Origin of the sequence: Aquitalea sp. USM4 (assembly GCF_004328945.1) — a bacterium.
GTDB lineage: Bacteria > Pseudomonadota > Gammaproteobacteria > Burkholderiales > Chromobacteriaceae > Aquitalea > Aquitalea pelogenes.
In genome coordinates, this window is record NZ_CP029539.1 from 796,502 (window position 1) to 810,778 (window position 14,277).

General features: G+C 60.2%; 11 protein-coding genes and 3 tRNA genes. 9 read left to right on the forward strand and 5 right to left on the reverse strand.

Going from position 1 to position 14,277, the window contains the following annotated elements; translation table 11 throughout:
- The first annotated feature begins 32 nt into the window (after positions 1–32).
- Positions 33–1,247 carry a DUF1615 domain-containing protein gene (locus DKK66_RS03700; protein ID WP_131355616.1) on the forward strand — a complete coding sequence of 405 codons (1,215 nt, stop codon included), beginning with the start codon at positions 33–35 and terminating at the stop codon, positions 1,245–1,247.
- Between the two features lie 144 nt (positions 1,248–1,391).
- Here the strand turns inward: DKK66_RS03700 and DKK66_RS03705 are convergent.
- The 5 genes from DKK66_RS03705 to fdhD all read right to left on the reverse strand — a co-directional run bounded on the left by DKK66_RS03705 (position 1,392) and on the right by fdhD (position 3,957).
- A tRNA-Glu gene (locus DKK66_RS03705) sits at positions 1,392–1,466 on the reverse strand.
- 2 nt (positions 1,467–1,468) lie between these two features.
- Positions 1,469–1,545, reverse strand: a tRNA-Arg gene (locus DKK66_RS03710).
- Between the two features lie 6 nt (positions 1,546–1,551).
- Positions 1,552–1,645: transfer RNA gene (locus DKK66_RS03715), tRNA-Ser, on the reverse strand.
- 59 nt (positions 1,646–1,704) lie between these two features.
- On the reverse strand, positions 1,705–2,931 hold the full coding sequence (locus DKK66_RS03725) for an aspartate kinase (RefSeq protein ID WP_045845515.1): 1,227 nt from the start codon (positions 2,929–2,931) through the stop codon (positions 1,705–1,707).
- 201 nt (positions 2,932–3,132) lie between these two features.
- On the reverse strand, positions 3,133–3,957 hold the full coding sequence (gene fdhD, locus DKK66_RS03730; protein ID WP_131355619.1) for a formate dehydrogenase accessory sulfurtransferase FdhD: 825 nt from the start codon (positions 3,955–3,957) through the stop codon (positions 3,133–3,135).
- A gap of 194 nt (positions 3,958–4,151) precedes the next feature.
- Here fdhD and fdnG point away from each other — a divergent pair, with 194 nt between their 5' ends.
- The 8 genes from fdnG to DKK66_RS03775 all read left to right on the forward strand — a co-directional run bounded on the left by fdnG (position 4,152) and on the right by DKK66_RS03775 (position 14,277).
- Positions 4,152–7,208: a formate dehydrogenase-N subunit alpha gene (fdnG, locus tag DKK66_RS03740; protein ID WP_165494103.1), complete on the forward strand. Its 3,057-nt coding sequence runs from the start codon at positions 4,152–4,154 to the stop codon at positions 7,206–7,208.
- A 9-nt stretch (positions 7,209–7,217) separates the two neighbouring features.
- Entirely contained in the window at positions 7,218–8,093 is an 876-nt protein-coding gene (fdxH, locus tag DKK66_RS03745; RefSeq protein ID WP_045845511.1) for a formate dehydrogenase subunit beta, read from the forward strand.
- Complete coding sequence (locus DKK66_RS03750) at positions 8,090–8,719, forward strand: formate dehydrogenase subunit gamma (RefSeq protein WP_045845510.1); 630 nt, start codon at positions 8,090–8,092, stop codon at positions 8,717–8,719. The genes fdxH and DKK66_RS03750 overlap by 4 nt, the downstream gene beginning before the upstream one ends.
- Positions 8,716–9,645, forward strand: coding sequence for a formate dehydrogenase accessory protein FdhE (fdhE, locus tag DKK66_RS03755; protein WP_131355625.1), 930 nt, complete (start codon positions 8,716–8,718; stop codon positions 9,643–9,645). The genes DKK66_RS03750 and fdhE overlap by 4 nt, the downstream gene beginning before the upstream one ends.
- 240 nt (positions 9,646–9,885) lie before the next feature.
- Positions 9,886–10,254, forward strand: a complete 369-nt coding sequence (locus tag DKK66_RS03760) for a response regulator (protein ID WP_131355628.1) — start codon at positions 9,886–9,888, stop codon at positions 10,252–10,254.
- A gap of 9 nt (positions 10,255–10,263) precedes the next feature.
- On the forward strand, positions 10,264–10,554 hold the full coding sequence (locus tag DKK66_RS03765) for a lipid asymmetry maintenance protein MlaB (RefSeq protein ID WP_131355631.1): 291 nt from the start codon (positions 10,264–10,266) through the stop codon (positions 10,552–10,554).
- Positions 10,541–12,679: a chemotaxis protein CheA gene (locus DKK66_RS03770; protein WP_131355634.1), complete on the forward strand. Its 2,139-nt coding sequence runs from the start codon at positions 10,541–10,543 to the stop codon at positions 12,677–12,679. The genes DKK66_RS03765 and DKK66_RS03770 overlap by 14 nt, the downstream gene beginning before the upstream one ends.
- The gene (locus DKK66_RS03775) at positions 12,676–14,277 is read left to right on the forward strand and encodes a methyl-accepting chemotaxis protein (RefSeq protein WP_131355637.1); all 1,602 of its coding nucleotides are present in this window, start codon (positions 12,676–12,678) and stop codon (positions 14,275–14,277) included. Before DKK66_RS03770 ends, DKK66_RS03775 begins: the two co-directional genes overlap by 4 nt.

Genomic DNA, 14,277 nt, shown 5'->3' on the forward strand with positions numbered 1-14,277 from the left:
ATCACGGCTTGGGATTCAGGAACAACAAACGCATGAGCCGTCATCTTCTCCTCTACCTGTTGCTGGGCAGCCTGAGTGCATGTACTACCGTCGCACCGCCACCGATCAGCACCACACCAGCCCCGGCAAGCACCCCGGCAGTCAGCAGCCCCACCCCGACTGCAGCAAGCGCACCACCGCCCGTCGTACCGGTTCCGCAGCCACCGCAGCCACCGGTCAGCACCAGCAAACCGGTACTGAATGAAGCACAAGGCCGGGCCTTGCTGGACCGCTTGCTGCCACCACGCATCAGCGATCGCCAAGGCTGGAACAACGATATCGTTACTGCCTTTACTGCGTTGAAAATACCGTATCGTGCCGATAACTTCTGTGCGGTGGCTGCCGTTATCGAGCAAGAATCCAGCTGGCAGGCGGACCCGACAGTCCCCAATCTGCCAGCCATTGTCTGGGAAAAGATTGGTGAACGCGCCAACAAATACCTGGTGCCGCTGCCGGTAGTGAAGGCAGCGCTGCTCAAGACATCGCCCAATGGCAAAAGCTACAAGGCACGCATCGACAATTTGCGTACCGAACGGGAAATGAACCTGCTGTTCGAGGACATGTCCGCCGAAGCCAGCAAGCTGGGCTTGCCGATGAATATGAAAAACCCCATTCGCACCGGCGGTCCGATGCAGGTGAGCGTGGAGTTTGCCGAAGCGCACGTCAAAATCTGGCCCTACCCGTACCAAAGCGGCAACAGCATCCGCAATGATGTGTTTACCCGCCGTGGCGGTATTTATTTCGGCAGCGCCATCCTGCTGCAATACCCGGCACCGTATCAGGACATGATTTACCGTTTTGCCGACTTCAATGCCGGGCGCTACAGCAGCCGCAATGCAGCCCTGCAAGCCGCCATCAGCCAATTGACCGGACGCAAGCTGGCGCTGGATGGTGATTTGCTCAGTTATACCGGCAAGCAGGCCAGCGGTAGCACATACCAGGCCTTGCTCAGCTTGCGCAGCCGCTTGGACATGAGCCAGAGCGCCATTGAAAGGGATTTGCAGCAGGAGAAAAACAGCGCCCTGGCGCAAACCGAGCTGTATCGCAAGGTTTTTGCGCTGGCAGACCGCCAGGCGGGAAAGCCGCTGGCACGCGAACGCATGCCGCAAATCGACCTGCATAGCCCGAAAATCAGCCGCAAGCTGACCACACAATGGTTTGCTGACAAGGTGAATGGGCGCTATCAGGCCTGCATGGCAAGGCAATAGAGAAACAGTGAAACGATTGGGCAAGCAGGCTGTGGACGGCCTGCTTGTGGCGATGCCGGGCTCATCATGGCGATGTGCGCTGCAAGAGCAAACCGGACAAAAACGAAAAAGCCCAGTCTTGCGACTGGGCTTGATCTTGAATCCTGGCGTCCCCACGGGGAATCGAACCCCGGCTACCGCCGTGAAAGGGCGGTGTTCTAACCGCTAAACTATAGGGACTTTGGTGCACCCGGAGCGATTCGAACGCCCGACCCTTTGGTTCGTAGCCAAATACTCTATCCAACTGAGCTACGGGTGCAGATTCTGGCGGAGAAAGAGGGATTCGAACCCTCGATACAGGTTTAAGCCCGTATGCTTCCTTAGCAGGGAAGTGCCTTCGACCACTCGGCCATTTCTCCGTTCAGAGAGCGCCATATTAAGCAAGGCAGCGCCCCCTGTCAAGCATTTGCGTAAAAAATTACGCCGGCTGATCCAGGCCGAATACCTTGTGCAACACGCGCACGCCCAGCTCCAGGTATTTCTCGTCAACCAGTACCGATACCTTGATTTCGGAAGTGGAGATCATCTGAATGTTGATGCCCTCTTCTGCCAGGGTGCGGAACATGGTGGAAGCCACGCCACAGTGCGAACGCATGCCAACGCCGACGATGGAGATCTTGGCAACCTTCTCGTCCGCGTCAATCTTGGCAGCGCCAATGTGGGTTTGCACTTCGCGCAGGATATCCATGGCGCGGTGGAACTCGCCACGCGGTACGGTGAAGGAGAAGTCGGTGGTACCGTTCTCGCCCACGTTCTGGATGATCATGTCGACTTCGATGTTGGCATCGGCGATGGGGCCAAGAATCTGGTAAGCGATACCCGGCTTGTCCGGCACGCCTTTTACATTGATGCGTGCTTCATTACGGTCAAATGCGATGCCTGCAACGACGGCCTTTTCCATGTTTTCATCTTCCTCGAACGTAATCAGCGTGCCTTCCCCTTCATCCTCGAAGCTGGACAGGACACGCAGACGTACCTTGTATTTCCCTGCGAACTCTACCGAACGGATCTGCAATACCTTGGAACCCAAGGAAGCCATTTCCAGCATTTCCTCGAAGGTAATGGTCTTCAGACGGCGGGCTTCCGGCACCACGCGCGGATCGGTGGTGTAGACACCATCCACGTCGGTGTAGATCTGACATTCATCCGCATTGAGTGCGGCAGCCAGTGCCACGGCGGAGGTATCGGAACCACCACGGCCCAGCGTGGTGATGTTGCCGTTTTCATCCACACCCTGGAAGCCGGCCACCACCACTACCGAACCGGCAGAGAGGTCTGTCCGCATGGCGGCTTCGTCGATGGATTGAATACGGGCTTTGGTGTGGGAGTCGTCCGTGGTGACACGAACCTGCCAGCCACAGTAGCTCTTGGCGTCGACGCCGATTTCCTTCAGCGCCATGGCCAACAGGCCGATGGTGACTTGCTCGCCGGTGGAAATGATCACGTCCAGCTCGCGCGGGTCCGGATAAGCCTGGATCTCTTTGGCAAGGGCAATCAGTCGGTTGGTTTCGCCACTCATGGCAGATACCACCACCACGACATCATGTCCCTGCGCTTTCCATTTGGCGACACGGCGGGCCACGTTCTTGATGCGCTCCGGAGAGCCCATCGAGGTACCGCCGTACTTTTGTACGATGAGTGCCATGCTTGCTTCTTATATAGAAAGGTTGATATGTCGGACTTCGATTCTGACCCGATCCTTGCCACAAAAGCAAGGCCATTGTTCGACAATGCCCATCCGCCTTTGCGCAATGCAACAAAAGCAGTCCTCTGCCCGGCCGGATTATTGGGAATGAATACAGCCGGAACATCACTTGCAGCGCTTCAGCCCAAGGGCTGCGGCCGCTCAGACAGCTTCGGTCAACAGGCGCTGCGGGTGGGTGTACACATTCACCCGGCCTGGGCGGGCAAAACCCAGCAAGGTAAGCCCGTATTGCTCGGCCATTTGTACGGCCAGCGCGGTGGGGGCTGCCACCGCCACCAGGATTTCAATCCCGGCAGCTGCCGACTTCTGCACCATTTCATAACTGGCACGGCTGGTCACCAGCGCCACACCCGCGCCCCAGTTGCCTAGCGCACGGCAGCCAATCAGCTTGTCCAGCGCCACGTGCCTCCCCACGTCCTCGCACACTTGCAATAACTGTCCATCCAGCGTCAGCCAGGCTGCCGCATGCGCGCAGCCGGTAGCCTGCGACAACACCTGCTGCACCGGCAGGCTTTCCAGCGCCTGATTCAAGGCCGGCAAGGCCAGGCGCACGCTGTGCGGCAGGGCTGGCAGCGGGCGGAATACTTCGGCCAGTTGCTCCACCCCACACAGACCACAACCGGTGCGCCCGGCCAGTTGACGGCGCCTTTCCTTGAGTGCGGCAAAGCAGGCGCTGGCCAGCTCGACATGAATTTCAATCCCGCTGGCCGCTTCACGCACTTCGATGTCGAAGATATCAGCCACCGTGCGGGCAATACCTTCGGCCAGGGTGAAACCACGGGCAAACTGCTCCAGCTGCTGCGGGCTGAGCATCATCACCACATGGGCCAGCCCGTTGTAGACCAGCGCCGCCGGCACTTCGCAGGCCAATACGTCCTCACTTGCCTGCAATGCCTTGTCATCCCGCCATTGCCAACGCTGGACATGCTGATGCAGCGGAAACGACGAATCGGGTTCTGTGCTCATCTGATTGAGATTTTCAATAGTTGAATTGACATCGGCTATTTGAGCTTAAGCATTTTGCTGACGATAATGCGTTAAGGCTACAACCGTCTGATGGGTCAGGCCAGTCCTTATTGTCGTGAGTACCATGGGGCTGGACTGGCCGGATGACATCCCGGAGCCCATCATTTCATTCTTGTTCAACAAGGAGTCCCTTCATGCAGGTCAATCGGCGACAGTTTTTCAAACTGTGTGCCGGGGGTATGACAGGTTCGACCATTGCAACCCTGGGGCTGCTGCCGGCAACGGCAATGGCTGATGTGCGCAGCTACAAGCTGCTGCGCGCCAGTGAAACGCGCAATACCTGTCCTTACTGCTCGGTAGGCTGTGGCATTCTCATGTACGGCCTGGGCGATGGCGCCAAGAACGCCAAGTCCGAAATTTTCCATATCGAAGGCGACCCGGATCATCCGGTCAACCGTGGAGCGCTCTGCCCCAAAGGCGCTGGCCTGGTGGATTTCATCCACAGCCCCAACCGCCTGAAGCACCCGGAAGTGCGCGAAGCAGGCAGCAATGAATGGAAGCGCATCAGCTGGGATGAAGCATTTGCACGCATCGCCAAACACATCAAGCAGGACCGCGATGCCAACTTCACCGAAAAGAACGCCGATGGCGTGACGGTAAATCGCTGGCTGTCCACCGGTTTTCTGGCGGCTTCTGCCTCCAGCAATGAAGCTGGCTGGCTGACCCACAAATTCACTCGCAGCCTGGGCATGCTGGCTGTCGACAATCAGGCGCGTGTATGACACGGACCAACGGTGGCAAGTCTTGCCCCAACATTTGGTCGCGGTGCCATGACAAACCATTGGGTCGACATCAAGAACGCCAATCTGATCGTGGTGATGGGTGGCAATGCCGCCGAAGCACACCCGGTTGGCTTCCGCTGGGCCATTGAGGCCAAGACCCGCAACAAGGCCAAGCTGCTGGTCATCGACCCGCGCTTTACCCGTACTGCCTCGGTGGCAGACTTCTACGCGCCCATCCGTACCGGCACGGACATTACCCTGTTGTCCGGCGTGATCCGCTATTTGCTGGAAACCGGCAAATACAACAAGGAATACACGCTCGCCTATACCAATGCGGCACTGCTGGTACACCCGGACTTCAAGTTTGAAGACGGCCTGTTCAGCGGCTACGACGCGGAAAAACGCAAGTACGACAAATCCACCTGGGCCTACCAGCTGGATGAGAAGGGCATGGCCAAACGCGACGACACGCTGAGTGACCCGCGTTGCGTGATCAACCTGCTCAAACAGCATGTGTCGCGCTATACCGCCGATGTGGTGGCCAATATCTGTGGCACGCCCAAGGAAGCCTTCCAAGCCATTTGCGAGCATCTGGCTGAAACCAGCGTACCGGACAAGACCACCTCCTTCCTGTATGCCCTGGGCTGGACCCAGCATTCGATTGGCGCGCAGAACATCCGCACCATGGCGATGATCCAGCTGTTGCTGGGCAATATGGGCATGGCCGGTGGCGGCATCAATGCGCTGCGCGGGCATTCCAATATCCAGGGTCTGACCGACCTGGGCCTGCTGTCCACCAGCCTGCCGGGCTACATGACCATGCCATCGGAAAAAGAGCCGACGCTGGACAGCTATCTGGCCAAGTACACCAGCAAGCCGCTGGCCGACGGCCAGATGAACTACTGGCAGAACTACCCCAAGTTCTTCATCTCCTTCATGAAGGCGATGTGGGGCGACAAGGCCACGGCGGACAACAACTGGGGTTATGACTGGCTGCCCAAGTGGGACAAGGGCTACGACGTGCTGCAGTACTTCGAGCTGATGCACCAGGGCAAGGTGAATGGCTACTTCTGCCAGGGTTTCAACCCGGTGGCGTCCTTCCCCAACAAGAACAAGATCGTGGCTTCGCTGTCGCGACTGAAGTTCCTGGTGATCATGGACCCGCTGGTGACGGAAACCTCCACCTTCTGGCAGAACCACGGTGAGCAGAACGATGTGAAGACAGCGGACATCAAGACCGAAGTATTCCGCCTGCCCACCACCTGTTTTGCCGAGGAAGACGGCTCCATCGTCAATTCCGGCCGCTGGCTGCAATGGCACTGGAAAGGCGCGGAAGGCCCAGGCGAAGCCATGACCGACCCGCAAATCCTGGCCGGTATCTTCCTCAAGCTCAAAGCCATGTATGCCAAGGATGGCGGCAAGTTCCCGGATGCCATCAACAGCCTGTCCTGGGCGTATGGCGACCCGCACGAGCCCAAGCCGGAAGAATTGGCCAAGGAGCTGAACGGCAAGGCGCTGGCTGATCTGCCGGACCCGAAAAACCCCGGCCAGTTCCTGGCGAAGAAGGGCGAACTATTGCCCGGTTTTGCCCTGCTGCAAGCCGATGGCAGCACCGCGTCCGGGTGCTGGATTTTTGCCGGCAGCTGGACCCAGGCCGGCAACCAGATGGCACGGCGCGACAACAGCGACCCGTCCGGCCTTGGCAACACCCTGGGCTGGGCCTGGGCGTGGCCGGCCAACCGCCGCATCCTGTACAACCGCGCCTCCTGCAAACCCGATGGCACGCCATGGGACAAGAAACGCACGCTGATCAAGTGGAACGGCGAGAAGTGGGTGGGGGTGGACGTGCCGGACTTCAAGGCCGACGAACCGCCGGGCAGCGCCATGGGCCCCTTCATCATGCAGGCCGAAGGGCTGGGACGCCTGTTTGCGCTGGACAAGATGGCCGAAGGGCCGTTCCCGGAGCATTACGAGCCGTTCGAAACACCGCTGGGCACCAACCCGCTGCATCCCAAGGTGATCTCCAACCCGGCCGCCCGCCTGTTCAAGGACGACAAGGCCGAACTGGGTCAGCATCAGCAGTTCCCTTATGCGGCCACCACCTACCGCCTGACCGAGCACTTCCACTACTGGACCAAGCATGCGCGGCTGAACGCCATCATGCAGCCGGAACAGTTTGTGGAAATCGGCGAAGAACTGGCCAGGGAAAAAGGCATTGCCCACGGCGACATGGTGAAAGTGTCGTCCCGGCGCGGCTATATCAAGGCCAAGGCGGTGGTGACCAAGCGCATCAAGGCACTGAAGGTGAATGGCCAGCTGGTACACCATATTGGCGTGCCGATTCACTGGGGCTTTGAGGGCGTGGCCAAGAAAGGCTTTATCGCCAACACGCTGACGCCGTTTGTCGGGGATGCCAATACCCAGACGCCGGAGTTCAAGTCCTTCCTCGTCAACGTTGAGAAAGCTTAAGGAGCGACCATGTCACTGCAATCGCAAGATATCCTGCGCCGCTCCGCCAGCCCCACCCAGCCGCCGATTGCGCGCGAGCACAAGGCGGAGGTGGCCAAGCTGATCGACGTGTCCACCTGCATTGGCTGCAAGGCCTGTCAGGTGGCCTGTTCGGAGTGGAATGACCTGCGCGACGAAATCGGCAGCAATGTCGGGGTGTACGACAACCCGGCTGACCTGACAGCCGAAAGCTGGACGGTGATGCGTTACAGCGAAACCGAGCAGAACGGCAAGCTGGAATGGCTGATCCGCAAGGACGGCTGCATGCACTGCGCCGACCCCGGCTGCCTGAAAGCCTGTCCTTCGCCCGGTGCCATCATCCAGTACGCCAACGGCATCGTGGACTTCCAGTCCGAGCACTGCATTGGCTGCGGCTATTGCATTGCCGGCTGTCCGTTCAATGTGCCGCGCATCAACCAGAAGGACAACAAGGCCTACAAGTGCACCTTGTGTTCCGACCGGGTGAGCGTGGGGCAAGAGCCGGCCTGTGTGAAAACCTGTCCCACCGGCGCCATCCGCTTTGGCAGCAAGGAGGACATGAAGGAATACGCACAGGTGCGGGTGGACGAGCTGAAAACCCGTGGCTACGCCAATGCCGGTCTGTACGATCCGCAAGGCGTGGGCGGCACCCATGTGATGTACGTGCTGCACCATGCCGATCAGCCCGAGCTGTACCACGGGCTGAAGAAGGATCCGCAGATCAGCCCGGTGGTCAGCCTGTGGAAGGGCATTCTCAAGCCGCTGTCCACCATCGGCCTGGCCGCTTCGGTGCTGTTCGGCTTCTTCCACTACATCGGCGTCGGCCCCAACAAGGCCGAAGATGACGAAGAGGAGGACAAGGCATGAGCAAGGAAAAGCTGATCAAGCGCTACAGCGCGGCGGAACGCATCAACCACTGGATCGTGGCGGTGTGTTTCGTGCTGCTGGCCATCTCCGGCCTGGCCTTTTTCTACCCGGCCTTCTTCTGGCTCACCGGGGTGTTCGGCACGCCGCAGCTGGCACGCATCATCCACCCCTTTGTCGGGGTGCTGATGTTTGTCGGCTTTGCCCGCCAGTTCTTCCGTTACTGGCATCACAATTTCATCGACAAGGAAGACATCAAGTGGATGAAATCGGTGAAGTCGGTGCTGGCCGGGCATGAGGTGGGCGATACCGGCAAGTACAACGGTGGTCAGAAAGGCATGTTCTGGCTGATGACGGGCTGCCTGCTGGTGCTGATTTGCACCGGTGTCGTCATCTGGCGGCCCTACTTTGCCTACTCCTTCCCCATTGATGTGGTGCGCATTGCCCTGCTGTTGCATGCCTGGAGCGCACTGGCGCTGATTGCCGGCATCGTGGTGCATGTGTACGCCGCCATCTGGGTGCGCGGCACCATCCGCGCCATGGTGGAAGGCGTGGTCACCCATGCCTGGGCCAAGAAGCACCATCCGCGCTGGTACCGTGAAATGACTGGAGACAAGCACAAGCCATGAGCATCCGCATTGTTCCGGCCGAGCAATTGGCCGAACGTCAGGCAGCCAGCCTTGACATCACCCCGCTGCTGCTGCCGCAGCCTGCAACGCTGTATCGTCAGCGTGCCGAGCGGCTGCAGCAACTGGCAGCGGGGCATGTGATGGCCGATTACCTGCAACTGGCCAGCCGCATTGCCCAGGCACAACACCAGCTGGTACACAGCCAGCCGGTGTTGCTGCCGGTGCGGGAGGATTACTTCCGGCACTGCGCCGAGCACGGCCTGCCCCCTCTGGGGGCCATGGCCTGGCAACGCGACAGTCAGTGGCAACAGCTGCTGCCAGCCCTGTGTGCACAGCTGGCGGAAGGTGCCAGTCCGCTGCTGGCCGGTGTGCTGAACGGACTTCTCGACAGCGCTCCGACACAGCTGGAAGCGGCAGCACAGAAGCTGTTGTCGGGGGATCTGGCAGCGGTGGATAGTGCGCAGGCACCCTTCATCTGGGCGGCCTTGTCGGTGTACTTCAGCCAGCTGGCCAGCCAGCTGCAAATCGCCGCTGTGGCCGAACCGGGCGACGCGCGTCATCTGTGTCCGGTATGCGCCAGCGCGCCGGTGGCGAGCATGGTGCGTCAGGGCAATGAAGCCGGCCTGCGCTATCTGCATTGCAGCCTGTGCGAAAGCGAGTGGCATCTGGTGCGGGCAAAGTGCAGCAACTGCGAAGCCACCCGCGACATCGGCTACTGGTCGCTGCAGGACGCGCATACTGCCGTGCGCGGCGAGTCCTGCGGCGATTGCGGCAGCTATCTGAAAATCCTGTCGCTGGACAAGGACCAGCAGGCCGAAGTGGTGGCCGACGACCTGGCCAGCCTGGCGCTGGATGCCGCGCTGGAGGAACAGGGCTTTGCCCGCAGCGGGCTGAACCCGCTGTTATTTCCCGGCAATACTGCCTGACAGCTGCAACCGGCCCGTGTGGCCGGTTTTTTTTGGCCTGCGACCGACCAGGCATCCTCCGCTGGCAGTCATCCGCCTGCAACTGCAGACCGCTTTGCGGTTTGCATTCAATCGGGCAAGCAACTAGAAAGAAAAAATAACAAGTTCATGCGCGGCCGTCAGGCATGCAGGCATGAATGAACAAGCCGCAGCAGCAACCATTGGCGTACAGCGGCTGTTGAACCGGGTAAGAGGGAGGCCATGAGCAAAACCATCCTGATCGTCGACGATTCCCTCAGCCTGCGCCTGGTGGTGAAAATGACACTGGAAGGCGCTGGCCACACCGTGTTGCAGGCGGCCGACGGCAAACAAGCTTTGGACATGCTGGATGGCCGTCAGATCGACCTGATCCTGTCCGATCTCAACATGCCGGTACTCGATGGCCTGGGCTTGCTGGAGCACATTCGCCAGCACCCGCTGTATGCCAGCACCCCCGTCATCATGCTGACCACACAGGATGCCCGCCACTTGCAACTGCGCGGCCAGCAACAAGGCATCAGTGCCTGGATCATCAAACCCTTCGAACCACCCTATCTGCTGGCAGCCATTGCCCGGCTCACAACGCGGTAACAGCCTTTCATGGAAAAGAGCATCACGCTGGGTGCTGAGCTGACCCTCTATCAGGCAGCAAGCCTGCATCAGCAGCTACTGGAGGCCAGCCGCGACGCTGCCGACCTGGTACTGGACTTGTCCCGGGTCAACGAAATGGACTGTGCTGCAGCCCAGGTGCTGTTATGGCTGCTGGCCCGGCAGCAAGGGCAGCAACGCACATTGCGGCTGAGCCAGCCCAGCCAGACGGTGCGCAGCTTTATCCGGCTGATGGGCCTTGGCGCATTGCAAGCCTGCCTGGAGAGCGATGATGGATCTTGAACAGGCACGGCAATCCTTCTTGCAGGAGTCCGCCGAACTGCTGGAGGAAATGGAAGGCATCCTGCTGGATGCCGAAGCCGACAACATCACGGCAGAGCAGCTGGGTGCACTGTTCCGCGCCATGCATACCATCAAGGGTTCGGCCGGCCTGTTCGGGCTGGAGGACATCGTTCACTTCACCCATCAGGTAGAAGACCTGCTCGACCAGCTGAGGGAGGGCAGCTTGCAGCTGGACGCCGAACTGGATGGCCTGTTGCTGCGCTGCCATGACCACGTCAAGGCCCAGCTGGCGGCACTGGATGGCGGCATTCCGCCCTCTGGCGAAGAACAGGCCAGCATACTGGCCGATATCGCCGCGATGATGCAGCACGGCAGCGACACACTGCTGTATGCATCCGGCGAGCACCTGGAGCCGCCACCGGCCCAGCAGCCCAGCAGCGACTGGCTGCTGTCACTGCGCTTCGGGCCCGATGTACTACGCAACGGCATGGACCCGGCGTCCTTCATTCGCTATCTGGGCACCCTGGGCGAAATCCAGGCCATTGCCAGTTGCTGCCCGGGGCTGGCCACAGAAGGCGAGGAGGACCGGTTTGATCCGGAGCGCAACTATCTGCGGGTGGAAGTGCAATTCCGAGGCCCGGTCGATGCCGCACAGCTGGAAGGCGTGTTTGCCTTTGCCAGCGAAGATGGCCAGTTCATCATCAGCCCGCGCCAGCAACTGGACAGCCACTTGCAACAGGCGCTGTCCGCCGGGGATGCCGCCGAGCAACAGGCGGCCAGTGCAATCTGGCAGCAATGGGGCCTGTGGCAGCCCCCGGCAGCCAGCCCGTCCGCAAGCGGGGCTGATGAAGTACAGCCGGCAGCCGTGGCGGCAACAGACACGCCCAAAACCGGCAAAAGCAACGAAAGCCGCTTCATCAAGGTGGAAGCAGCCAAGCTGGACCAGTTGATCAACCTGGTGGGCGAACTGGTGATTGCCGGTGCAGCCAGCCATCTGCTGGCCAGACAGCATGGCAATGCGCCCTTGCTGGAATCCACCTCGGTGCTGGCCGGACTGATCGAACAGATACGCAGCCAGACCCTGGGCATGCGCATGGTGCCCATCGGCGAATGTTTCAGCCGCTTTGGCCGCGTGGTGCACGATGTGAGCCAGGCACTGGGCAAGGACATCCGCCTGTTTGTCAGCGGTGCGGACACCGAGCTGGACAAGTCCATGGTGGACAAGCTGACCGATCCGCTGACCCATCTGGTGCGCAATGCCATCGACCATGGCATCGAGGACACGGCGCAGCGCCGTGCAGCGGGCAAGCCGGAAGCCGGTCGCCTGTGGCTGGATGCGTATCACGAATCCGGCAGCGTGGTGATTGAAGTGGCCGATGATGGCCGTGGCCTGAACCAGCACACCATCCTGGAAAAAGCACGACAACGCGGCCTGATCACCGGCGACCGGGAACTGGCGGAACAGGAAATCTACCGCCTGATCTTCGAGCCCGGTTTTTCCACCGCGGCCACCATCAGCAATCTGTCCGGCCGTGGAGTAGGCCTGGATGTGGTGAAACAGAACATTGCCCGGCTGCGCGGCACAGTGGAAGTGGAAAGCGAAGCCGGACTTGGCACCACCTTCCGCCTGCGCCTGCCGCTGACGCTGGCCATCATTGACGGCTTTCTGGTCACGGTGGGTACGGCCACCTTTGTCGTTCCGCTGGACTGCATCGCCGAATGCATTGCCCTGCCGCAAGGCTGGCAAAACGCCACTGCTGCCGGGCAGTTCAACTTGCGTGGCGAAATGCTGCCCTTGCTGTGCCTGCGCCGTTTTCTGGGGCTGGACGGCCAGCCGGCTCGCCGCCAGAACGTGGTCATCATCCAGACCGGCGAATACAAGGTGGGCCTGCTGGTGGACGCACTGCATGGCGAATACCAGACCGTCATCAAGCCGCTCAGCCCGTTGTTCCAGCATCTGAAAGCCATCAGCGGCTCCACCATACTGGGCAGTGGTGAAGTGGCGCTCATTCTGGATGTGCTGGCGCTGAGCGAGCACGCACGCAGCCTGGAATACACACAGCATCAGCAAACGGCCTTGGGCCATCCGCCCTCAACCATTCTGTCTGCGGGGAAAACAACATGAAATCAACCAAATTCATGCGGGTCACCACACGGTTGAGTCTGGGCTTTGGCAGCATCTTGCTGTTGCTGGTCCTGTGCGTACTGGTTGCACTCAACGGCTTTGCCCGCAACAGCGCCATGCTGGCCGACATGCAAATCAACGACCGCGATGCCACCCGAGTTTCTTCACTGATCGAGCAGGCACAGGAGCTGCGGGTGAGCTATCGCAACATCATCATTTACCCCGACCTGCACGCCATCAACACCGCGATCCAGCAATACTATCAGGCAAAACAGCGCTATCTGGACACCGAACAGCTTACCCAGCGCGACATGCTGGCCGAACCGGGGCTGACCCAGCGGGAGCGTGATTTGTTGAACCAGCTGGCCAGGGTACGACCGGTCGCCTTCAACCTGATGGACAAGTCCGAAGCGCAAGCCGCCATCAATGAAAAGGAAGCAGCCACCCGCATCATGCAGGCTGAAGTGGCCCCCGCCATGAGTCAGCTGATGGAAGTGCTGCGCCAGTTGTACGACACCGAGCTGCGACTGAACGCACAGGCAAGGCAGGAAAGTGAGCGGGAAATGCAGCAGGCTCACCGCATCATGCTGTTGCTGTCTGTTGCCGCCATCGTGCTGAGTGGCTTGCTCGCCTGGCTGACCGTTCGCTCCTTGCGCCGTACCCTGGGCGGCGAGCCGCAGGAAGTGGCCCACATCATGCATCAACTGGCTGCTGGCAAGCTGGATGTGCATCTGCCACTGCGCAAGGGGGATAAGCACAGCATGATGCATGCCATCGCCCGTACCGTTAACACGCTCAGGGACATCATTCTGGAAGTGAAAAGTGGTGCCGCCAACCTGGCCTCGGCCGCGCAGCAGCTGAATGCCACGTCGGAATCCCTTGCGCAATCGGCCAGCGAATCCGCCGCCGGCATCGAGGAAACCACCGCAGCCATCGAAGAGATGTCCGCCGCCATCAGCCATAGCAATGACAATGCCCGGGTGACCGAAGGACTGGCCGAACAAGCTGCCCGCGAAGCACGGCAAGGTGGCGATGCGGTACGCCATACCACCACAGCCATGCGCCAGATTGCCGACCGGATAGGCATCATCGATGACATTGCCTACCAGACCAACCTGCTGGCGCTCAATGCCGCCATTGAAGCCGCCCGCGCCGGAGAACACGGCCGTGGCTTTGCCGTTGTTGCCGGTGAAGTACGCAAACTGGCGGAACGCAGCCAGATTGCAGCCCAGGAAATCGGTCAGGTCGCCGCCAACAGCGTGGAACTGGCCGATGAGACCGGAAAGCTACTGGATGGCATGGTCCGCTCCAGCGGCCGCACCGCCGATCTGGTACAGGAAATCGCTGCGGCCTCCAGCGAACAAGCCACTGCGGTAAACCAGATCAGCAGCGCTGTACAGCAACAAAACAGCAACACCCAACAGAATGCCTCCGCCAGCGAAGAGCTGGCCTCCACCGCCGAACAAATGAGCAGTCAGGCAGAACATCTACTGGCGCTGATGCGTTTTTTCCAGTTTGACGAGACGGCTGCGCAGCCTCACGGTGCCACGCCCATTGCCCGCGCCCGTCATCAAGCCTCCGGCTTCAGCACTTACTAG

Bases quoted from the DNA above. Each gene is read 5' to 3' on its own strand.
- DKK66_RS03700 (WP_131355616.1), top strand. From the start codon at position 33: ATGAGCCGTCATCTTCTCCTCTACCTGTTGCTGGGCAGCCTGAGTGCA.
- DKK66_RS03725 (WP_045845515.1), bottom strand. From the start codon at position 2,931: ATGGCACTCATCGTACAAAAGTACGGCGGTACCTCGATGGGCTCTCCG.
- fdhD (WP_131355619.1), bottom strand. From the start codon at position 3,957: ATGAGCACAGAACCCGATTCGTCGTTTCCGCTGCATCAGCATGTCCAG.
- fdxH (WP_045845511.1), top strand. From the start codon at position 7,218: ATGTCACTGCAATCGCAAGATATCCTGCGCCGCTCCGCCAGCCCCACC.
- DKK66_RS03750 (WP_045845510.1), top strand. From the start codon at position 8,090: ATGAGCAAGGAAAAGCTGATCAAGCGCTACAGCGCGGCGGAACGCATC.
- fdhE (WP_131355625.1), top strand. From the start codon at position 8,716: ATGAGCATCCGCATTGTTCCGGCCGAGCAATTGGCCGAACGTCAGGCA.
- DKK66_RS03760 (WP_131355628.1), top strand. From the start codon at position 9,886: ATGAGCAAAACCATCCTGATCGTCGACGATTCCCTCAGCCTGCGCCTG.
- DKK66_RS03765 (WP_131355631.1), top strand. From the start codon at position 10,264: ATGGAAAAGAGCATCACGCTGGGTGCTGAGCTGACCCTCTATCAGGCA.
- DKK66_RS03770 (WP_131355634.1), top strand. From the start codon at position 10,541: ATGATGGATCTTGAACAGGCACGGCAATCCTTCTTGCAGGAGTCCGCC.
- DKK66_RS03775 (WP_131355637.1), top strand. From the start codon at position 12,676: ATGAAATCAACCAAATTCATGCGGGTCACCACACGGTTGAGTCTGGGC.